Annotated in this window: 21 protein-coding genes; 9 read left to right on the top strand and 12 right to left on the bottom strand. The window is 53.0% G+C overall.

Annotated features, from left to right (window positions below):
- The coding region (locus NG42_RS22220) for a flavoprotein (RefSeq protein ID WP_277619654.1) at window positions 1-143 on the bottom strand (143 nt) is incomplete at its 3' end.
- 190 nt (window positions 144-333) lie between these two features.
- Here NG42_RS22220 and radC point away from each other — a divergent pair.
- From radC to mutM, 4 genes are all read left to right on the top strand, one after another.
- Complete coding sequence (radC, locus tag NG42_RS18240; protein WP_052901823.1) at window positions 334-1,002, top strand: RadC family protein; 669 nt, start codon at window positions 334-336, stop codon at window positions 1,000-1,002.
- A gap of 280 nt (window positions 1,003-1,282) precedes the next feature.
- The gene (gene rpmB / locus NG42_RS18235) at window positions 1,283-1,519 is read left to right on the top strand and encodes a 50S ribosomal protein L28 (RefSeq protein ID WP_052901820.1); all 237 of its coding nucleotides are present in this window, start codon (window positions 1,283-1,285) and stop codon (window positions 1,517-1,519) included.
- An 11-nt stretch (window positions 1,520-1,530) separates the two neighbouring features.
- A complete protein-coding gene (gene rpmG, locus NG42_RS18230; protein WP_003024094.1) occupies window positions 1,531-1,698 on the top strand; it encodes a 50S ribosomal protein L33 in 168 nt (55 codons plus the stop codon).
- 78 nt (window positions 1,699-1,776) lie between these two features.
- Window positions 1,777-2,586 carry a bifunctional DNA-formamidopyrimidine glycosylase/DNA-(apurinic or apyrimidinic site) lyase gene (gene mutM, locus NG42_RS18225; protein WP_052901818.1) on the top strand — a complete coding sequence of 270 codons (810 nt, stop codon included), beginning with the start codon at window positions 1,777-1,779 and terminating at the stop codon, window positions 2,584-2,586.
- 76 nt (window positions 2,587-2,662) lie between these two features.
- Here mutM and coaD read toward each other — a convergent pair whose 3' ends face one another.
- The 7 genes from coaD to NG42_RS18190 all read right to left on the bottom strand — a co-directional run bounded on the left by coaD (window position 2,663) and on the right by NG42_RS18190 (window position 9,766).
- Entirely contained in the window at window positions 2,663-3,142 is a 480-nt protein-coding gene (coaD, locus tag NG42_RS18220; RefSeq protein WP_052901816.1) for a pantetheine-phosphate adenylyltransferase, read from the bottom strand.
- A complete protein-coding gene (locus NG42_RS18215; protein ID WP_052901813.1) occupies window positions 3,139-3,915 on the bottom strand; it encodes a glycosyltransferase family 2 protein in 777 nt (258 codons plus the stop codon). The genes coaD and NG42_RS18215 overlap by 4 nt, the downstream gene beginning before the upstream one ends.
- Window positions 3,916-5,190, bottom strand: coding sequence for a lipid IV(A) 3-deoxy-D-manno-octulosonic acid transferase (gene waaA / locus NG42_RS18210; RefSeq protein ID WP_052901810.1), 1,275 nt, complete (start codon window positions 5,188-5,190; stop codon window positions 3,916-3,918).
- Window positions 5,191-5,280: 90 nt separating this feature from the next.
- Window positions 5,281-6,414, bottom strand: coding sequence for a glycosyltransferase family 4 protein (locus NG42_RS18205; RefSeq protein ID WP_052901807.1), 1,134 nt, complete (start codon window positions 6,412-6,414; stop codon window positions 5,281-5,283).
- Window positions 6,407-7,483 carry a putative lipopolysaccharide heptosyltransferase III gene (rfaQ, locus tag NG42_RS18200; protein WP_052901804.1) on the bottom strand — a complete coding sequence of 359 codons (1,077 nt, stop codon included), beginning with the start codon at window positions 7,481-7,483 and terminating at the stop codon, window positions 6,407-6,409. The genes NG42_RS18205 and rfaQ overlap by 8 nt, the downstream gene beginning before the upstream one ends.
- Before the next feature lie 132 nt (window positions 7,484-7,615).
- Window positions 7,616-8,632, bottom strand: coding sequence for a UDP-glucose 4-epimerase GalE (gene galE, locus NG42_RS18195; protein ID WP_052901800.1), 1,017 nt, complete (start codon window positions 8,630-8,632; stop codon window positions 7,616-7,618).
- A 30-nt stretch (window positions 8,633-8,662) separates the two neighbouring features.
- Window positions 8,663-9,766, bottom strand: a complete 1,104-nt coding sequence (locus tag NG42_RS18190) for a glycosyltransferase (RefSeq protein ID WP_052901797.1) — start codon at window positions 9,764-9,766, stop codon at window positions 8,663-8,665.
- Window positions 9,767-9,942: 176 nt separating this feature from the next.
- On the opposite strand from NG42_RS18190, the gene NG42_RS18185 reads away from it, so the two are divergent.
- The 3 genes from NG42_RS18185 to NG42_RS18175 are packed head-to-tail and all read left to right on the top strand — an operon-like array spanning window position 9,943 to window position 13,282.
- The gene (locus NG42_RS18185; protein ID WP_052901794.1) at window positions 9,943-10,905 is read left to right on the top strand and encodes a polysaccharide deacetylase family protein; all 963 of its coding nucleotides are present in this window, start codon (window positions 9,943-9,945) and stop codon (window positions 10,903-10,905) included.
- Window positions 10,902-12,002 carry a glycosyltransferase family 9 protein gene (locus tag NG42_RS18180; protein ID WP_082203910.1) on the top strand — a complete coding sequence of 367 codons (1,101 nt, stop codon included), beginning with the start codon at window positions 10,902-10,904 and terminating at the stop codon, window positions 12,000-12,002. Before NG42_RS18185 ends, NG42_RS18180 begins: the two co-directional genes overlap by 4 nt.
- Window positions 12,003-12,034: 32 nt before the next feature.
- On the top strand, window positions 12,035-13,282 hold the full coding sequence (locus NG42_RS18175) for an O-antigen ligase family protein (protein ID WP_052901791.1): 1,248 nt from the start codon (window positions 12,035-12,037) through the stop codon (window positions 13,280-13,282).
- Between the two features lie 24 nt (window positions 13,283-13,306).
- Here NG42_RS18175 and NG42_RS18170 read toward each other — a convergent pair whose 3' ends face one another.
- From NG42_RS18170 to rfaD, 4 genes are read right to left on the bottom strand one after another with little or no spacing between them, the layout of a single operon-like run.
- Window positions 13,307-14,227 (bottom strand): glycosyltransferase family 2 protein, encoded by a 921-nt coding sequence (locus NG42_RS18170; RefSeq protein WP_052901788.1) that lies wholly within the window; start codon window positions 14,225-14,227, stop codon window positions 13,307-13,309.
- Window positions 14,228-14,237: 10 nt separating this feature from the next.
- Complete coding sequence (rfaC, locus tag NG42_RS18165; RefSeq protein ID WP_052901785.1) at window positions 14,238-15,203, bottom strand: lipopolysaccharide heptosyltransferase RfaC; 966 nt, start codon at window positions 15,201-15,203, stop codon at window positions 14,238-14,240.
- Window positions 15,203-16,252, bottom strand: coding sequence for an ADP-heptose--LPS heptosyltransferase RfaF (gene rfaF / locus NG42_RS18160; RefSeq protein WP_052901782.1), 1,050 nt, complete (start codon window positions 16,250-16,252; stop codon window positions 15,203-15,205). Before rfaF ends, rfaC begins: the two co-directional genes overlap by 1 nt.
- Window positions 16,253-16,269: 17 nt before the next feature.
- Window positions 16,270-17,202 (bottom strand): ADP-glyceromanno-heptose 6-epimerase, encoded by a 933-nt coding sequence (rfaD, locus tag NG42_RS18155; protein WP_052901779.1) that lies wholly within the window; start codon window positions 17,200-17,202, stop codon window positions 16,270-16,272.
- A gap of 235 nt (window positions 17,203-17,437) precedes the next feature.
- Here rfaD and kbl point away from each other — a divergent pair, with 235 nt between their 5' ends.
- Entirely contained in the window at window positions 17,438-18,634 is a 1,197-nt protein-coding gene (gene kbl / locus NG42_RS18150; RefSeq protein ID WP_052901776.1) for a glycine C-acetyltransferase, read from the top strand.
- An 11-nt stretch (window positions 18,635-18,645) separates the two neighbouring features.
- Window positions 18,646-19,187 (top strand): alcohol dehydrogenase catalytic domain-containing protein (locus NG42_RS23625; RefSeq protein ID WP_052901838.1); only part of this gene is annotated, 542 nt, incomplete at its 3' end.

Genomic DNA, 19,187 nt, shown 5'->3' with positions numbered 1-19,187 from the left:
ATAAAAGCTTTGGCTGCTTCGGTCATCACCACCCGCACTTCCGCGCCGCGATCGCGCAGACGGCGTACCAGTTCTGGCGCCTTATAAGCCGCGATACCGCCGCTTACGCCCAATACGATGTGTTTACCGGTTAATCCCATCATAGTGTTATCCGCCATCTCTACAGTCAGATTGACGCCCTGATTGCGTCACGATTTGCGTATTTTATCACACTCCTGGAGTTCGGCCCTGCAGCTTCCTTTTAGCTTTGCGAGACAGCGCGAAAGCTGACAATTTGCCGCTGTCTATCGGTGAGGTCGCAAGGCATGGTGCGTTTATTTCGGGAGAGCGCAGATGAACGTATCTTGGCAGAAGTTAATGCCGCGAGAGAAGTTGCAGCAGAGGGGGGCGGGGGCGCTAACCGATGCCGAGCTGCTAGCCATATTTTTGCGTACCGGCTCCGTCGGACAGGATGTGATGACGCTGGCGGGTCAGCTACTGCTGCAATTTGGTTCGCTGTATCAGGTGATGACCGCTGACAGGCAGGCAATGATGGCGGTAAAAGGCGTGGGTGACGCCAAGTTAGCGCAGCTGCATGCGGTTGCTGAACTGGGGCGGCGATTTTTCCGCGCCAGCATGGCACGCGAAGATGCGCTGGAGAATCCGCAGGCCACGCATCAGTACCTGTTAAGTATGCTGGCGCATCAGGAGCGAGAAATTTTTATGGTTATTTTTCTCGATAATCAGCATCGGGTGCTCAACTCGCAGGAGATGTTTGCCGGCAGTATTAACAGCGTTGAAGTTCATCCGCGAGAAATTGTGCGGGAAGCGTTAAAAATCAATGCAGCGGCGCTGATTCTGGCGCACAATCACCCCTCGGGGATGGCTGAGCCCAGTGCCGCCGATGGTGATATTACCCGCCAGATAGTCAGCGCGGGTTTATTGCTAAATATCAGAATATTAGACCATCTTGTCATTGGTCAGGGTCAGTATGTCTCGTTCGCTGAACGCGGCTGGCTGTAATGCTGGCAACTGAACAACAAGGCTGCGGATTGCGCATTTTCTCGCCGGATTTGTTCCCGGATGCAGCTATTTTGCGCGATCCAGCGGGATCTTTATCTGTTCGGGACTTGAGCACTGGCGCTACAGGGCGTATACTACGCCACCTTTGAGAATCTCGGGTTTGGCGTTTGGGCCTGCCAGTGGGTTCACATAGAACTCGCTTGGGTGGGCTACTAGCCTGACGAGGCGGCCAAGACCTTATTTTTAAAGCTCGAGCTGATTTGATTTTTGGAGAATAGACATGTCACGAGTCTGCCAAGTAACTGGCAAGCGCCCGGTGAGCGGTAACAACCGTTCCCACGCGATGAACGCGACGAAACGCCGTTTCCTGCCGAACCTGCACTCTCACCGTTTTTGGGTTGAGAGCGAAAAGCGCTTCGTTACTTTACGTGTATCTGCTAAAGGTATGCGTGTAATTGATAAAAAGGGTATTGATACGGTTCTGGCCGATATGCGTACCCGTGGTGAGAAGTACTAAGGAACTGAATCATGGCTAAAGGTATTCGTGAGAAAATCAAGCTGGTTTCTTCTGCTGGTACAGGTCATTTTTATACCACCACGAAGAACAAGCGTACTAAGCCGGAAAAACTGGAACTGAAGAAATTCGATCCAGTTGTCCGTCAGCACGTACTGTACAAAGAAGCTAAAATTAAATAATTTTGGCGACTTAAGAAAAAACCCGGCTTCGGCCGGGTTTTTTTGTTTTTATGAGACAACCAAACACAAGGAGTTGGCATGCCTGAGTTACCTGAGGTTGAAACCAGTCGGCGCGGAATAGAGCCACATCTGGTCGGTGAAACCATTTTGCATGCGGTAGTGCGTAACGGTCGCCTGCGCTGGCCGGTGTCCCAGGAAATTCAGGCACTGAGCGATCAGCCGGTGCTGAGCGTACAGCGTCGTGCCAAGTACTTATTGTTAGAACTGCCGGACGGCTGGATTATTATTCATCTGGGAATGTCCGGCAGTTTGCGCGTGTTACCGGAAGAAGTTCCGGCGGCGAAGCACGATCATGTCGACTTAGTGATGAGTAACGGCAAAGTGTTGCGCTATACCGACCCGCGCCGTTTCGGCGCCTGGCTGTGGTGTGCTGATTTGCAGGCCAGTAATGTGCTGGCGCATTTAGGGCCAGAGCCACTGAGTGACAGCTTTGATGCCGACTATCTGTTTGAAAAGTCTCGCGGTAAACGCACGGCGATCAAACCCTGGCTGATGGATAACAAGCTGGTGGTGGGCGTCGGGAATATTTATGCCAGCGAATCGCTGTTTGCTGCCGGGATCCTGCCCGATCGTCCGGCGATGGCGTTAACTGAGTCGGAAGCGGCGCTGCTGGTCGCGACCATTAAAGCGGTGTTGCTGCGCTCGATCGAGCAGGGTGGAACTACGCTGCGCGACTTTTTGCAAACTGACGGTAAACCGGGTTATTTTGCCCAGCAATTGCAGGTGTATGGTCGGGCAGGCGAGCCGTGCCGGGTCTGCGGCAGTTTAATCGAAAGCGCCAGGCATGGTCAGCGCAGCACCTTTTTCTGCCGCACCTGCCAGAAATAGCGTTTCGTCCAGGAGTGGCATTCTGGCTGCCTATGCCAGGGGTTAGCACTCTGCATACCTTCGGGACGCTTCAGGCTTACGCCAGTTTGTCCATTAACGCGCTATAGACTGGCGCGGGCAGGAAGGCTTGCACATCGCCCTGATGGCGAGCCACCTCTTTCATCAGCGACGAAGAGATAAATGAATACTCTTCCGACGGCATCAGAAATACGCTTTCCAGCGTCGGCAACAGATGGCGATTCATATGTGCCAGCTGCATTTCGTACTCAAAATCCGATACGGCGCGCAGGCCACGCACCAGTACATTTGCCTGCTGCGCTTTGGCGAAATTCGCCATCAGATCGCTGAACCCGACCACTTCAACATTGTCCAGGTGTGCAGTCACCTGTTGCGCCAGTGCCACGCGCTCATCCAGCGTGAACATCGGTTTTTTACTCGGACTGGCGGCAATCGCCAGCACGATATGATCGAACATCAGCGCTGCACGCGTCACGATATCGAGATGACCGTTGGTCATCGGATCGAAAGTACCGGGATAGATCGCCTTGGTGCTCATAAGCTACCTTTGTCTGCTGCCTGATTCAGCGCCCACAGCGCTGCATATTTGTTGAAGGTGTACTGTGCATTCACCACTGACAGTAACCAACCCTGTTTGCCATCGAGAAAACCGGCTCGCAGCACCAGCGTTTTCAGAAATGCACTGATGGTATGGCTGAACACCGAGAACATGCTGCAACTTTTACCCTGCTGATGACGCTGCTTCGCCCAGGCTTCCGCGTAGGCGAACTGTTTGCGCTGAAACGCAGAGAAATCGCGACAGGTCAGGTGTTTCAGATCACCGCGTAAAGGAACGACATGGGCTTCGCGGGTATCCAGTGACTCATGCACCTGATTATCATTGTAGTGATAGTCGCGCGGATAGAGGCGGGTGACGCGATCCGGATACCAGCCGCTGTGACGCATAAAGCGCCCGAGAAACAGATTACGGCGCGCGATGCTGTAAACGGTGTGCGGTTCCGGGCAGTCAAGCACGCGCTCAATCGAGGCGCGCAGTTCGTCAGTGACCCGCTCGTCAGCATCGATCATCAGAATCATATCGCCGGTGGCATAGCGTTGTGCATGCTGGCGTTGCAGCCCGTAGCCGGGCCACTCTTCAGACTGATAAACCTTAACGCCATGCTGGCGGGCAATCTCGGGTGTTTGATCGCTGCTGCCGGAGTCGAGCAGAATGATTTCATCGGCCCAGCTCACGGAAGCCAGGCAATCTGGTAACAGCCCGGCCTCATTTTTGGCGATCATCACCACCGAAAGTCGTTGGCGAGCACTCATTTAGTGATTCCGTGGTGGCAAGTGGGGTTCGAGTAACTGTAGCAGACGCTGTAATGCGCCCTGATTCTGATGCAGTACTTCTACCGCATGGCGTCCGTGATAACGACGATAGTCATCGTCAGTCAGCAGGTTACCGATCTCTTTATCCAGCGAGGCGGCATCGGTAACGGTAATCAGACCGTCTGCCTGCTGCAATTTGCTACAGATATCTTTGAAGTTGAAGGTGTGCGGGCCCATCAGCACCGGCAGAGCGTGCGCGGCCGGTTCCAGCGGGTTATGACCCCCGCGTTCCACCAGGCTGCCACCGACAAAGGCGAGGTCGGCAATGCCGTACAGCAGCATCAGTTCACCCATGGTGTCGCCAATAACCACCTGCGTACTGCCGGAAGGAATTTCACCGCTGCTGCGCAGGATATAGCTGAAGCCGGCTTTTTGCGTCATATCACGCGCCACCGCGAAGCGTTCCGGATGGCGTGGTACCAGAATCAGTAGCAGCTCAGGAAAACGCGCCAGCAATTTACGATGGGCATCGAGAATAATGCTCTCTTCGCCTTCATGGGTGCTGGTGGCAATCCACACCGGGCGGCGCGGCGCCCACTGACGACGCAGCGTCACCGCACGTGCCGCCAGCTCTGGCGTGACAGAGATATCAAATTTGAGGCTGCCGGTCACGGTCAGATGTGAACGCTTCAGGCCAAGGCTGACAAAGCGCTCGCCATCCTCCTGGTTCTGCGCGGCAATCAGTGTGATGCGTTGCAGTAACTGGCGCATAAATTTGCCCAGCTTTTTATAGCCTGCCGCCGAACGTTCTGAAAGGCGCGCATTGGCAATCACCAACGGGATCTTGCGATCGTGCAGCGCTTTAATAATGTTTGGCCACAGCTCGGTTTCCATAATGATCACCAGTTTTGGGCGGGTGGTATCAAGGAAGCGGTTAATTGCGCCGGGCAGGTCATAAGGCAGGTAAACGTGATGCACATCTTTGCCAAAAGCGGATTGTGCCCGTTCTGAGCCGGTTGGCGTCATGGTGGTGACGGTAATCGGCAGTGTCGGGTAGCGATGGCGCAGCGCACGAACCAGCGGTACGGCAGCGAGGGTTTCGCCTACCGAAACAGAGTGCAGTAAAATCCCATCTGGTTTTACTTTACCTGCACAGAAGCCATAGCGTTCCGCCCACCGTTTACGGTAGGCAGGGGCTTTTCGACCACGCAACCAAAGGCGAAGCCAAATCAGTGGCTGAATGAGGTAGAGCAAGGCGGTGTAAATTGTCGTCATACCGATTTTTACGACACTTGTGCGTCAAACATTATCCAGAGAACAATCCGGCATGGTAGCAGATAACTTGCCTGTGCTCATCTTACTTAATCATGACGTGAGTAATACTTGTTGATAAAGAGAATGCAACTCTGCGGCAAGGCGTTGCGGCGTGTAAGGCAGAATTCTGCTGCGTGCGGCCTCACTCATCGCTGAATTGACGGCTTTTGACGGAATTGCATTAACCGCATCGTTTAACGCTTTGATATCTAATGCATCGCAGACGAAGCCTTCCTGACCTTCGTTAATAAATTCTGCCCCGCCACAGCCGAAGCTGGTAATGACCGGCAACCCGCACGCCATCGCTTCCAGCACCACATTCGGGAACGGGTCGTACAGTGTCGGTAAAATCAGCGCGTCGGCCGCGTGATAGAAAGAGATAACATCCTGCTGCACGCCGACAAAACGGATACGGTCCAGGCAGTTAAGCTGATTCGCCAGCTGCTGATAGCGACTCAGTTGTTTATCCTGGCCGACGACGATCAGATAGCGATCGCTGTTGGCCAGCGCCTCAATCGCCGCGCGCAGACCTTTGCGTTCAAAACCCGAGCCGACATAAATAAGTGCACAGGCATCAGCAGGGATATTCAGCTGCTTACGGGTTGCGTGGCGCGTGGCTTCGGTCGACGGCTGAAAACGCTGTGAGTCGATGGCGTTGTAGATAACCGCAAACTTCTCTTCCGGAACCTGGAAGCAGCGGATGATGTCGCGCTTCACCATCTCTGAGTTACAGATGATTTTTTTCAGCGAGTCGGAGCGGAACATCTGTTCTTCAGCCTGCATCACATAGCGGTGATAAGCACTGAAGCGGGTAGCGAAGCGCTGTAACGGCGAAACAATGCGCGCGCGCTGTTCAAGCCAGACGCGGTGTACGCCATCACCGGCACGGAAAATATCACAGCCTTCGATACGTTCGTGGCTCTGGACAATATCAAATTTTTCCCGCTGCCAGCAGGCGCGGGCGGCATCGGCAAAACCGCGTTCGCGCGAAATGCGTCCCCACTTTTTCGGGTCGCAGATATGCAGGTGCCAGTCAGGATTTGGCGTGCCTTGCCAGCTGCGGGTAATAATATTCAGGTCGAGCCGATCGCTCTCCAGCGCTTCCAGCGCGCGTGAGATAAAGCGTTCTGCACCACCGTCAGGGCGATACTTCTGTCTGACAATGGCGAGGCGGACTTTATTCATCCAGATAGCTCCTTGCGGCTTTCACCACCTCTTCCACCGGAATGGCGGCGAGATAGCGCTGTTGAGTGTTGGTATCAATCGCGTCCGGATCGGGCAGGGGCGCGTAGTCACCGGCCCAGATAACCCGGTTACGTTCACCCCAAGGACGCCAGTGCTGCAGTTTGGTCGGGCCAAACAGTGCGATGCAGGGGGTGCTCAGCGCAGCGGCCATATGCATTGGCGCGGAGTCTACGCCGATAAACAGCTCGGCATAATCGATAAGCGCCGCCAGTTGTGGCAGCGTCAGTTTACCGGCCACGGAGACCACATCGGTGGTTTTACACCGTGACAGAATATTATCGATCATTGCCTGCTCCCGGGCATCGGGTGCGGCGGTCAGCACCACCTTCAGATCGTGACGCGCCAGCTGATCAATCACCGCCGCCACTTTCTCATCTTCCCAGCACTTAAATACCCAGCGCGAAGTGGGCTGGATAACCAGATAACGGCCGCTGATCTGCTGTTGCTGCAACACCTGGCGGGTTTGCTGTAAATCGCTGTCGCTGTAATGCATGGAGGCGCTGATACCTTCAACCGGCACATTAAGCGGTTGCAGGGCAGATAAATTTTGCTCGACGGTATGCAGCAGGTGGTGATTGTCGGTCGGGACAAGGTAATTATGGCAAAACTGCCACAAACGATTACGGCGCTTTTTAAAGTCAAAGCCAATACGCACCGGCGCACCGGATAAGCGGGCGATCATGGCACTTTGCCACTGGTCGGCAAGATTAATCACGACATCGTAATGGCGGGAGCGAATGGTCGCTTTGAGCGCGCTTTCATACTTGAAACGCTGCCATCCACCCTCTTTTTTCCAGTTACGATCGATAACATGAATTTCGCCAATGGCCGGATGTGCTTGCAGCATCGGACGCGTTTCGGCATACAACAACACATCAATGCGGGCATGCGGATAGTGTTGATGCAGCGCATTAATCACTGGTGTGGTCAGCAGCATGTCACCATGGTGGCGTAACTTAATCAGCAGAATATTTTGAGGCGTAAACGTTGAGGGAATCGGGCTTGCCATACTTATGGTTTCTCAAAGTTAAGTGAAACGATTGTAGGGGAAACCTTGGGCGGGTTAAAGCCATTAACACTCCGGCGTGGTGCAAACCCGGAGCGGGGCAAAAGTTGGCCTTCTGCCCCGGTTAACGCATTGTCAGGACTGGAAACCTTGTGGATTACTGGACTGCCAGCGCCAGGCGTCCTGCATCATCACATCAAGATTGCGTGTTGCTTGCCATTCCAGCCCGGTTTTGGCGAGGGACGGATCTGACCAGCACTCAGCGATATCTCCTGGGCGGCGCGGCACAACTTCGTAAGGAATTTTGCGCCCGGAAGCCTGTTCAAACGCGTGCAGCATCTCCAGTACCGAGTAGCCTACACCGGTTCCGAGATTATAAACTGCCACGCCCTGATGCCGATCGATATGTTCGATCGCTTTCAGGTGACCTTCAGCCAGGTCCATCACATGGATATAATCGCGCACGCCGGTGCCGTCTTTGGTTGGGTAGTCATCACCAAATATCGCCACTTTTTCCAGTTTGCCAATCGCCACCTGCGCAATATAGGGCATCAGGTTATTGGGAATGCCGTTCGGGTCTTCGCCAATCATTCCGGACGGATGCGCGCCCACCGGGTTGAAATAGCGCAGAATGATTATGGTGAAGTCCGGCTCGGCCAGCGCAAAATCTTGCAGGATCTGCTCGACCATCAGCTTTGAGGTACCGTAAGGATTGGTGGTGCCGCCAGTGCGTGAGGTTTCAACCAGCGGAATCTGTTCTGGCTGACCATAGACGGTGGCTGACGAGCTGAAAATCAGTTTAGTGACGCCTGCGCGACGCATTTCTGCCAGCAATATCAGGCTGCCGGAAAGATTATTATGATAGTAATCCAGCGGTTTACGTACTGACTCGCCAACTGATTTTAGTCCGGCAAAATGGATAACAGACGAAATATTGTGTTGAGCGAAAATCTCTCTGAGTTTTTCGGCATCACAAACATCACCCTGACAGAAAGTCACCGTTTTACCACTCAGTGTTTCCACCCGGTTTAAAGCCACTGCGGAGGCATTGACCAGGTTATCTAACACCACCACGTCTTCGCCTTTTTCCAGCAGCGCAAGCACGGTATGTGAACCGATGTAGCCTGCTCCGCCGGTAACCAGAATCGCCATATAAATCCTTTCTATCAAGAAGTGATAATGCTATTTGACCGCGAGGTCGAGATAACGGTCAATAATTAAATTAATGTCGAATTTAGCATACATTGCCGGGGTGATGTGCGGTGGCGACTGCCAGGCGAGACGAAGTTTCTCTGCCAGTGAGGCGGCGTTGAGATCCGCCTGATACGCCGCCAGTTCCCCGACCATAATCTCGCCGACGCCGCCGGGACAAGCGGTGCTGACAATCGGCGTGCCGCAAATCAACGACTCGATTAACACCGTTGGCAGACCTTCGCTGTCAGAACTGAGCGCAAACAGCCGCGCGCCTTTCAGTATCGGCAGCGGATTTTTCGAAAAACCCGCCAGAATGACCTGTTGTTGCAGATTCAGTTGCTCGATTTTTTCTTGCAGCTGTTGCGTGACTGCCGCTTCACCCTGGCCAACGATAATCAGTTTGGTGGGCAGTTTTGCCTGCGCAAAGGCTTCCAGCAGGCGATCCTGGCGCTTCACCTGATGAAACCGTCCGACGTGCAAAATATACTCTTCACCGGCAAACGGGTTTTCTGCTTCGGCGCGTTGCTGTATCTGCGCCACATCGAACGGGTTATAGATGGTTAATATCTCATGCGGTTCGATACCCATCGCGTTAACCAGATCGTCGCCAACCGCATCGGATACCGTAATGATATTGCGTCCGCGATAAACCCGCTGAATTTTGGCTTTCTTAAAATAGCGGGCCAGCGGCTGCTTATTGCCGAGATAGGAACGCGAATAGATGCCGTGGATGCAGTGCCAGACATTACACTGGCCTAGTCGCTGCGAGCGCACCACAATTCGATCGGTTTTATGCAGACTGGAAACCACCAGCGCCGGCTCACCTTTTTCCGCAAACAGCTGCTCCAGCCGGTTGTCGAGGGAGCGCGCGCGCCGCGACAGCTCAGTCAGTTTGCGCAGCGGGCCACGTGCGCTGTCGTGATCAACCCGATAATCGACACCCGGCGGAATATCGTAATCCAGTCGTTTATTCAGTGACAGCAGGGTGACCTGATGCCCGCGATCGGCAATGCCTTTTGCCAGCGTCAGCGTGACATTTTCCGCGCCGCCACCCGGCAGGCCATCAATAATGAAAAGAATATGCTTTGTCATGGCGTCAGTAGCCCAGGCTGGTCTTAATAGGTTGATCAGGATTAAATTCTAATGGACTGGCTATGCGATGGCTACTTTTGCGGATTTTTCCTGCTTAATGGCACGCTAAATTACTTTGCGCTGATAAGTCCCGCTGCGTAACATAACTGCTCAGTTTTTATGAGGTCAGAAAGATTATGGCAAGGCCCGCATTTCTCATCACGATTGATACTGAAGGTGACAACCTCTGGCAAAATCATGACAAAATCGATACGCGAAACGCGGCTTTTTTACCGCGATTCCAGTCCCTGTGTGAGAAATTTGGTTTTAAACCGACCTGGTTAACCAACTATGAAATGGCCATCGACCCGGTTTATGTGGAGTTCGCCAAAGATGTTATCGCCCGTAATCAGGGCGAAGTGGGGATGCATCTGCATGCGTGGAATAGCCCTCCTTTAGTTGAACTTACCGACGATGACTGGCGACATAAACCTTATCTGATTGAATATCCGCAGGATGTTATCAGAGAGAAAGTTGAGTTCATAACTCAGCTACTGGAAGAGACCTTTCAGACCAAAATGCTCAGCCACCGCGCCGGGCGTTGGGCGTTTAATGAATACTACGCCTCACTGTTAATTGAGCAGGGTTATCTGGTCGATTGTTCGGTCACGCCGCGTGTCGACTGGCGCAACTCGCCGGGCGATCCCAAAGGCAATGGCGGCACCAATTATCGTGATTTCCCGCGCCACGCCTATTTTATCGATCGGCAGGATATCGCCAAAGCGGGCGACTCGCCGCTGCTTGAAGTGCCGATGAGCATTCAATACAAATATTCTCCGCTGATGAACAGCGTTAAGCAGGGTGTGGATCGTTTACGCGGTAAAAAGCGCAGCCCGTCGGTGAACTGGTTGCGTCCGGTGGGGGGAAACCTCGACAAAATGAAGCGGGTGGCTGAACAGTCGCTGGCTGAAGGCGTTGATTACGTAGAATTTATGCTGCATTCATCTGAGTTTATGCCGGGCGGAAGTCCAACATTCAAAAATGAAGCAGATATTGAACGGCTTTATGACGATCTGGAACAGCTGTTTAGCTGGTTGCAGTCGCGCACATTGGGAATGACATTAGCCGAGTATTATCGGCACGTTAAGGAAGTCAGATGAGAAAACCCTGGAAAGCGAAAGCAGTCGATCTGTTTCTACGACTGTATACCAAACGCAAAGGACTGTTAGCGTCACGCGATACTTTCCATCAGGACAAGCAGTTTGCCAATATCGTGATTTATTCCACCACGGCGTTGGGTGACTTTATGATGAATACACCCGCGATTCGCGCGGTGCGTCAGCGTTTCCCTGAGGCTTTTATTACGCTGGTGGCGCATCAGAAATTTCGTGATTTTATGACCGACGGTGAAGACTGGGATCGCGTGGTTTACTGGAACAATAAAGTTAACTCGCTGCGGGGCATGCTTGATCAGCTGAAGGAAAAAGGCCAGCCGGATCTGGCGATAATTTTGCACGCCCATGATCCCTATGATTATCTTAGTGCGGTCATGTCCGGCGCTAAATACATTTTCCGCGATAACTATGTCGACGACTTCCCGTGGCGTGACCGCTGGCTGACCAACTATACCTATGGTTTTAAAGGACATTTAATTCAGCGCAAACTGGAGTTAGTCGCACCGCTGGGATGTGACATCAGCAATGTGGCGATGAAAGTGCCGCGTGCTCCGGCGGAGAAACGAATTAAACCAAATAATCAACGAGTTATCGGTTTTCAGATGGGCGCGTCTTCTGCTGAGCGCTGTTGGCCTGCGGAAAGTTTTGCCGATGTTGCCAATACGCTGCTGGCGGAAAATCCTCAGGCCAGTGTGGTGTTGATTGGCGGGCCGGGTGAGAAACATTTGGAAAATCCGTTTATGGAAAAGGTCGATCCGGCTTTCCGTCACCGCATTGAGAGCCAAATCGGCAAGACGACGCTGCCGGCGCTGGTTGAGACCATCAATAACTTCGATACGCTGCTGACCGGTGATACCGGGCCGCTGCACGTGGCGATTGCGCTTAAGGTTCCGACGCTAAGCCTGTTCGTCACCGAAGAGCCGTATGCCAGTGGTCCTTATCAGGATAAGGAGATACATCAGGTTCTGTATGGGGTGCGCATGGCACTTATTCCGGGATCGTTGTCTAACGAAGCGATGAAAACGATTCAATCAGCGCAAGTTATTGCCTGTTTACGTCATAACTTTACCGTATTTAGCTGAATAAACGGCCATCGCTGCCAGGCAGGAAGAGAATGTCTTTACCAGGACCGTTAAAAGATTATCGACGTGTATTGTTCTACACCGTTTTGCTGCTGGTGTTACTGTCTAATCTGACGATGTTTTACAGTGTCAAAAGCGCCAAAGTCTCATTTTACTGGGCGTTCTATTTTTCAATGCTGGGGGTAATCTGTGATTTTCACCGGCTGCAAAGACGCCACTGGTGGATTATTGCGCCGATGGTGTTACTCGGTATCAGCGACCTTATCTGGTTTGGCTGGATTTATATTGGCAATCCCGATTTTGACGAGTTCAATGCTTACCTGAATACCGGCAAGCGCTTAATCCTTGCCGCAGTTATTGGCTATTACCTGCTCAGCGTGATGCCAAAATACCACCAGATAAGTCGCACAGTGATCAAGGTGGCGCTGATACTGACTTTTATTATCGCCAGCGGCGTTGGCATATATCAGGATTTATATATGACCGGCCGGGTAGATTTCTTCCTGGGTCGAGCCACCAATGCTGCCTATGATTATTCCATTCTGTCTGCCGCGTTAATTTTTCTGCTGGTTTATGAGAATGTTAACCGCAGAACTATGTTGTGTAGCCTGGTGATCTTTGCCGTCTCTTATTACATTATTTTCCAGACCGGCACACGCAATGTGATGGCAACGTATCCGCTGCTGATTATCTTCGTCGGCATTGTGAAGCTACGTCATCTCGGCTTTAAGCCGCTGATTTTTATCCTGTTGAGTATTGGCGTCGTCACCACGTTAAGCTATCAGCATGTTATCAAACCGAAGTTCGAAACCACGATAAACGAGTTCAAACGCTACGAAGCCACCAACGGTAATGAGCATGGCTCGCTGACCAGTCGCCTGGCAATGTGGAGCATCGGCAAGAGCCTGATTCACGATCATCCTCTGGGTAACAGTCTTGAGGAGCGCTGGCGCTATGCACAGGATTATGTAAAGCGAAACAACGCGGATGAAAGTGCATTAAGGTTTGTTAATGTCCACTTGCATAACGAAGTGATCGAGGTGGCCAGCTTAATGGGAGTGCAGGGCGCGCTGGTGCTGCTGTTTTTCTATTTCTCATTGCTGGGATACGCTTATTACACCCGCAACCCGCCGCTATTTGCCATTATGATGGGGATTATCGTGTGTGGGCTGACAGATGTACTGTTTGCCAGCCGCGAGCAGACCATCATGCTGAGTCTGTTAATTATCTCGGTGGTGGTCTGGCATAACGATCGATTACCTGGCACGCATCGCAAGTAAGCTGCGGTTGGGCAGGCGTAGTGACTACGCCTGCCTGGCGATTTTCAACAGTTTACGTTTATAACTGAAGCGAACGCGCCGATTGGCTAAAAACGCTAACTTACTTATTCCCCTGATGCGCTTTTTGGTGTTCTCCAGTTCAACTGTCCCGGCCATTTCTCCCGCGTAGCGGTTAAATAAATCGATCCAGTGGCAGGCAATAAGCTGGCTGAAACGCGCAGGAAGTACCTGATCCATATGTTCCAGCGTCTGATACAGGCACTGCACTTTCGCCAGATTGATGTTGCCGGAAAGACTGGTGTGACGTTTGATATACAGATAAAAGCCGCTGCGTGAATAGAGAATTTTATGGCTTAGCGTCAGCACCTGCGGAAACACCCAGCTGTCTTCATAGCAGACGAACTCAGGAAAGGGCGCGGCAGCTAATATCTTGCGCCGGAAGAACTGGCCGATAACATGCGCCTGAAAATCACGATGAATCAGGAAACGTTCAATAGCGTTGTCCTGCGACAAGGTTTCTGGTGCAGACGCGGCGACGATTTCGGGAGGAGCGGCGTTCTCCTCTGTCTCAATCAGTTTACAAATCAACAGGTCAGGGCGTTGCTGTTGCAGAATTTGCAGTTTCTCGTTCAGCTGACCGGCTAACAGCAGGTCATCACCATCGATCATCAGAATATATTCACCCTGACATTCGGCGACAGCAAAATTGCGCACCTTACCAATATTGGCAAATTGCGTCATAAAGGTTTTGCTGGCCGGATAGCGGGCGGCAAACCGATCAATAATCTGCTGGGTGTTATCGGTAGAGTTATCATTGGTAATGATAAATTCGCACAGTGGCAGCGCGCCACCGAGCGACGCAATCACGCTTGCCAACGTGGCAGATAGCCATGCCTCGCCATTATGCGCGGTGATAATAATGCTTAACAGGGGAGGCATCGGCATAGGGTGCTCGTTATAAAAGAGTGGTCAACGTCGCCGCTACGCTGGCAGCGGAAATATCATCCATTTTATGGCTACTTTCTGGCTTCAGCACAAACTGATTTTTACCGTAACCGCCAATCAGACCGGGGTCAGTTGGGCCATAAAGCGTGATATTAGGGCGATCAAGCGCCGCCGTCAGATGGCTTAAGCCGGTATCCACCGAAACCACCGCTTTAGCGCCGGCCAGCGTTCTCGCGACCTGCTCCAGCGTCAGCCTGGGTAATACATCAACATAATCAAATCCCTCTGCCAGCCGCTGTGCACGCTGATGCTCATGCTCTGCACCCCAGGGTAATTTAATTCGCAATCCTGAGTCGGCCATCAGTGCAATCAGCTCGCGCCAGTGCTCTTCCGGCCAGTGTTTGCTGTCCCGGGTGGTGGCATGCAGAAACACCAGATAAGGATGAGCATCAACCTGTGGTTCTGCGAGGAAGTGCGCCGCAATGGCGTAATCACCGGCAGTCTGCGGTTTTTCATAGCCGAGGCTTTTGGCAAACAGCTCACGTGTGCGTTCTACCGCATGCTGCTGCTTGTTGATTTCGTGGCGTTTGTCATACCACCAGCTGGAAAAGGGTTCGCGCGCACTGCGGCTGTCCTGACCGTGTTTCTCACCTTTGGCAAGGCGCGTCACCAGCGCCGCGCTTTTAATCAGCCCCTGAGCATCGATCACCAGATCATAACTGCGCGACTGCAACTCACGTTTAAACAGCACGCGCTCTTCACGCTGCTGACTACCAAACCAGTGCTTACGCCAGCGACGGATTGCCACCGGTAATACGCGATCGACCGCCGGATGCCAGGAAGGGATCTGTGCGAAACCCTCCTCCACCACCCAGTCAAAACGAATGCCGGGGATGGCATTCATGGCGTCGGTCAGCGCGGGGAGCGTATGCAGTACATCGCCCATTGAAGACGTCTTAACAATCAAAACCTGCATTAACTCTCCTGGCTCTGTGCGAGCAGGTTTTCCAGCTCAGCCAGCACGCGAGCGGGCTGAATATCGATCAGGCTTTGGTGATAGCCCTGTTCCGCATCACCTTTGCGTACTTTGTGATAGCCGGTAATCAGGCGGATAACCCGCGCCTGCTGGGAAAGCGGCGGGGTAAAGTCCGGACTGCTGGGGCCATACAGCGCCACCAGCGGGCGATTCAGCGCGGCAGCAATATGCATCAGCCCGGAGTCATTGCTGACCACCGCCCGGCAATGCGCCAGCAGAATGACCGCCTGCTCCAGCTGGGTTTCACCCGCCAGGTTGCGGCAGAAAGGCTGTGCTGATGCATCCAGTGACTGCCGGATTTGCTCGCCGGTTTCATGATCTTTTGCGGAGCCAAACAGTACCACCTGATAGCCCTGATCGATCAACTGCTGCGCCAGTGCCGCATAGTGATAGTGTGGCCAGCGCTTCGCCGGGCCAAATTCGGCACCGGGACAAAAACCGATGATCGGACGGGTGTCCGGCAGTGAAAAAGCGGCAGCGGTTGCCACTTTTTCCTCTTCGCTGACCTGCAACTGCGGCCACAACAGTGGCTGCGGCAGATCGCGTGCTGAGCGAATCCGATCCTGGTCATAAGCCAGCGCCACATAGCGCTCGACCATTAACGGGAAAGCGGGTTTATCCAGCACGCGAAGATCATTGAGCAAGCCGTAGCGCATTTCACCGCGCCAGCCGGTGCGCTGGCTGATACCCGCAAAGAACGGAACTAACGCCGATTTAAACGAGCCAGGCAGCACATATGCGCGGTCATAGCCTTTGGCACGCAGCGCTTTACCCAGGCGGCGACGTTCACCGATTGCCAGCGCGCCGTGACCCAGCGGCATCGCCAGCGCCTCATTGACTTCCGGCATGCGGGACAGCAACGGCCGGCACCACGCAGGTGCCATCACGTCTATCACCGCCTCAGGATGAATGGCCTTTAGCGTGCGATACAGACTTTGCGACATCATCATGTCGCCGACCCATGACGGCCCGATCACCAGAATTTTCATCGACGAAATTGCCTTCCTTAAGCGTCGCGGTTCAGCCAGGCCATATATTCAGCCACGCCTTCAGCAACGGTTTTAAACGGCTTGTCATAGCCTGCGGCACGCAGTTTGGTCAGGTCGGCCAGGGTAAATGCCTGGTAGCGTCCTTTCAGTTTTTCCGGGAACGGCACGTACTCAATCTCACCTTTCTGGTGATAGTTCAGCGCGGCATCCGCCACTTCCTGGAAGGACTCGGCACGACCAGTACCGCAGTTGTAGATGCCGGAAACGCCGTTTTTCCAGAACCACAGATTGACCGCCGCCACGTCTTCCACGTAGATAAAGTCGCGTTTAAAGCCATCGCTGCCTTCAAACAGTTTCGGGTTCTCGCCATTGTTCAATTGGGTATTCAGATGGAAAGCGACGCTGGCCATGCTGCCTTTGTGACCTTCACGCGGGCCATAAACGTTGAAGTAGCGGAAACCACAAATCTGCGATTCTGCTTCTGGCAGGATCTGGCGCACATACTGGTCAAACAGCACTTTTGAGTAGCCGTAAACATTCAGCGGCTGCTCATACTGGCGCTCTTCAATAAAGTCAGTGTTACGACCGCCGTAAGTGGCTGCGGAAGAGGCATACAGGAAAGGAATTTCACGCTCGAGGCAGAAGTGCAGCAGCTCTTTTGAGTACTGATAGTTGTTATCCATCATGTACTTGCCATCCCACTCGGTAGTGGAAGAACAGGCACCTTCATGGAATACCGCTTCGATAGGGCCGAAGTCATCACCGGCCACTACGCTGGCGATAAAATCTTCTTTATCCATATAGTCGGTGATATCCAGATCGACCAGATTGACGAATTTAGTGCCGTCTTTCAGGTTATCCACCACCAGGATGTCGTTAAAACCGTCGTTGTTGAGTGCTTTAACAATATTGCTGCCGATAAAACCGGCGCCGCCAGTCACGATAATCATGAGCTTAACCTTAACCTTGAACAATGGCATGAAACAGGAGGTTTCATACGCTTATAACTCACATCATAACATTTCATTGCCGGGCAGGCAGCCAGATGAGTCCGTAACGTAATGTAAGTAATCTTTCAAGGCGTGATATATGCTGCAAAAATGAGAATCGGTAACGCAGATTGTCGTTTAATGAGTTTCTCTTCAGTAAGATATCCCGGACATCACTCGGGAATGGAGGATAAGCATGGCCGCAGATTTTTATCGTCAAATCAACGACCAACTGTCGCAGGCGCGTCAGGAAGGTCTGTTTAAAGAAGAGCGCATTATTACCTCGGCACAACAGGCCGATATCGAAGTGGGTGAAGGAAATCACGTCATCAACTTCTGCGCCAATAACTACTTAGGGCTGGCGAATCATCCGGCGCTGATACTGGCGGCGAAAGAGGGCATGGACAGCCACGGTTTCGGTATGGCATCAGTGCGCTTTATCTGCGGCACGCAAGATACGCATAAACAGCTGGAAAAACGGCTGGCCGAGTTCCTCGGCATGGAAGATGCGATCCTCTATTCCTCCTGCTTTGACGCCAACGGCGGCCTGTTTGAAACGCTGCTCGGTGCTGAAGATGCGATTATCTCTGATGCGCTAAACCACGCGTCGATTATTGACGGCGTGCGGTTATGTAAAGCCCGCCGCTATCGCTACGCCAATAACGACATGAGTGAGCTGAAAGCGCGGCTGGAAGAGGCAAAAGCAGCTGGTGCGCGGCATATTATGATCGCCACCGACGGCGTATTTTCGATGGACGGTGTGATTGCCAACCTGAAAGCGGTGTGCGATCTGGCTGACGAATATGGCGCGCTGGTGATGGTAGATGACTCCCATGCAGTCGGTTTTGTCGGGGCTAACGGACGTGGCACCCATGAGTACTGCGACGTTATGGGGCGTGTGGATATTATTACCGGCACCCTCGGTAAAGCACTGGGCGGCGCTTCTGGTGGATATACCGCGGCGAAGAAAGAGGTGGTCGAGTGGCTGCGTCAGCGCTCACGGCCTTATCTGTTCTCCAACTCGCTGGCCCCGGCGATTGTTTCTGCTTCGATTCGCGTGCTGGATATGCTGGCAGAAGGCGATGGCTTGCGTCAGCGTCTGTGGGATAACGCTCGTTTCTTCCGGGAGGAGATGACCAAAGCGGGCTTTACCCTGGCCGGTGCCGATCACGCCATTATTCCGGTGATGCTGGGCGAGGCGACGGTGGCGCAGGAATTTGCGCGCCTGCTGCAAAAAGAAGGGATCTATGTCACCGGTTTCTTCTATCCGGTGGTGCCGAAAGGCCAGGCGCGTATTCGCACTCAGATATCGGCCGGCCACAGCCAGCAGCAGCTTGTTCGCGCCGTTGACGCTTTCACGCGCATTGGTAAGCAACTTAAGGTTATCAGCTGAGGAGTGGAGTAATGAAAGCACTGGCGAAACTGAAAGCGGAAGAAGGCATCTGGATGACCGAAGCACCGATTCCGCAGCCGGGCCATAACGATTTACTGATTAAAATCCGCAAAACCGCCATTTGTGGCACCGATGTGCATATCTACAACTGGGATGAGTGGTCGCAGAAAACCATTCCGGTGCCGATGATTGTTGGGCATGAATATGTCGGTGAAGTGGTCGCCATTGGCGAGGAGGTAAATGGCTATCAGATCGGTGATCGCGTCTCGGGTGAAGGACATATTACCTGTGGACACTGCCGTAACTGCCGCGCGGGCCGCACCCATCTGTGTCGCAACACCATCGGCGTGGGTGTAAATCGCCAGGGTTGTTTCGCTGAGTATCTGGTAATTCCGGCATTTAACGCGTTCAAAATTCCCGACAATATTTCTGATGAGCTGGCGTCGATTTTTGATCCTTTCGGGAACGCGGTGCACACGGCATTGTCATTCGATCTGGTCGGTGAAGATGTGCTGATTTCCGGTGCCGGGCCAATTGGCATTATGGCGGCGGC

This window comes from Winslowiella iniecta (assembly GCF_001267535.1).
Classification (GTDB): Bacteria; Pseudomonadota; Gammaproteobacteria; order Enterobacterales; family Enterobacteriaceae; genus Erwinia; species Erwinia iniecta.
The sequence above is the reverse complement of the archived record's forward strand: the minus strand, read 5'-3'. Positions and strand labels throughout refer to the sequence as shown.

Coding starts and splice junctions, on each gene's coding strand:
- radC (WP_052901823.1), top strand. CDS start 334: ATGAACGTATCTTGGCAGAAGTTAATGCCGCGAGAGAAGTTGCAGCAG.
- rpmB (WP_052901820.1), top strand. CDS start 1,283: ATGTCACGAGTCTGCCAAGTAACTGGCAAGCGCCCGGTGAGCGGTAAC.
- rpmG (WP_003024094.1), top strand. CDS start 1,531: ATGGCTAAAGGTATTCGTGAGAAAATCAAGCTGGTTTCTTCTGCTGGT.
- mutM (WP_052901818.1), top strand. CDS start 1,777: ATGCCTGAGTTACCTGAGGTTGAAACCAGTCGGCGCGGAATAGAGCCA.
- coaD (WP_052901816.1), bottom strand. CDS start 3,142: ATGAGCACCAAGGCGATCTATCCCGGTACTTTCGATCCGATGACCAAC.
- NG42_RS18215 (WP_052901813.1), bottom strand. CDS start 3,915: ATGAGTGCTCGCCAACGACTTTCGGTGGTGATGATCGCCAAAAATGAG.
- waaA (WP_052901810.1), bottom strand. CDS start 5,190: ATGACGACAATTTACACCGCCTTGCTCTACCTCATTCAGCCACTGATT.
- NG42_RS18205 (WP_052901807.1), bottom strand. CDS start 6,414: ATGAATAAAGTCCGCCTCGCCATTGTCAGACAGAAGTATCGCCCTGAC.
- rfaQ (WP_052901804.1), bottom strand. CDS start 7,483: ATGGCAAGCCCGATTCCCTCAACGTTTACGCCTCAAAATATTCTGCTG.
- galE (WP_052901800.1), bottom strand. CDS start 8,632: ATGGCGATTCTGGTTACCGGCGGAGCAGGCTACATCGGTTCACATACC.
- NG42_RS18190 (WP_052901797.1), bottom strand. CDS start 9,766: ATGACAAAGCATATTCTTTTCATTATTGATGGCCTGCCGGGTGGCGGC.
- NG42_RS18185 (WP_052901794.1), top strand. CDS start 9,943: ATGGCAAGGCCCGCATTTCTCATCACGATTGATACTGAAGGTGACAAC.
- NG42_RS18180 (WP_082203910.1), top strand. CDS start 10,902: ATGAGAAAACCCTGGAAAGCGAAAGCAGTCGATCTGTTTCTACGACTG.
- NG42_RS18175 (WP_052901791.1), top strand. CDS start 12,035: ATGTCTTTACCAGGACCGTTAAAAGATTATCGACGTGTATTGTTCTAC.
- NG42_RS18170 (WP_052901788.1), bottom strand. CDS start 14,227: ATGCCGATGCCTCCCCTGTTAAGCATTATTATCACCGCGCATAATGGC.
- rfaC (WP_052901785.1), bottom strand. CDS start 15,203: ATGCAGGTTTTGATTGTTAAGACGTCTTCAATGGGCGATGTACTGCAT.
- rfaF (WP_052901782.1), bottom strand. CDS start 16,252: ATGAAAATTCTGGTGATCGGGCCGTCATGGGTCGGCGACATGATGATG.
- rfaD (WP_052901779.1), bottom strand. CDS start 17,202: ATGATTATCGTGACTGGCGGCGCCGGTTTTATCGGCAGCAATATTGTT.
- kbl (WP_052901776.1), top strand. CDS start 17,438: ATGGCCGCAGATTTTTATCGTCAAATCAACGACCAACTGTCGCAGGCG.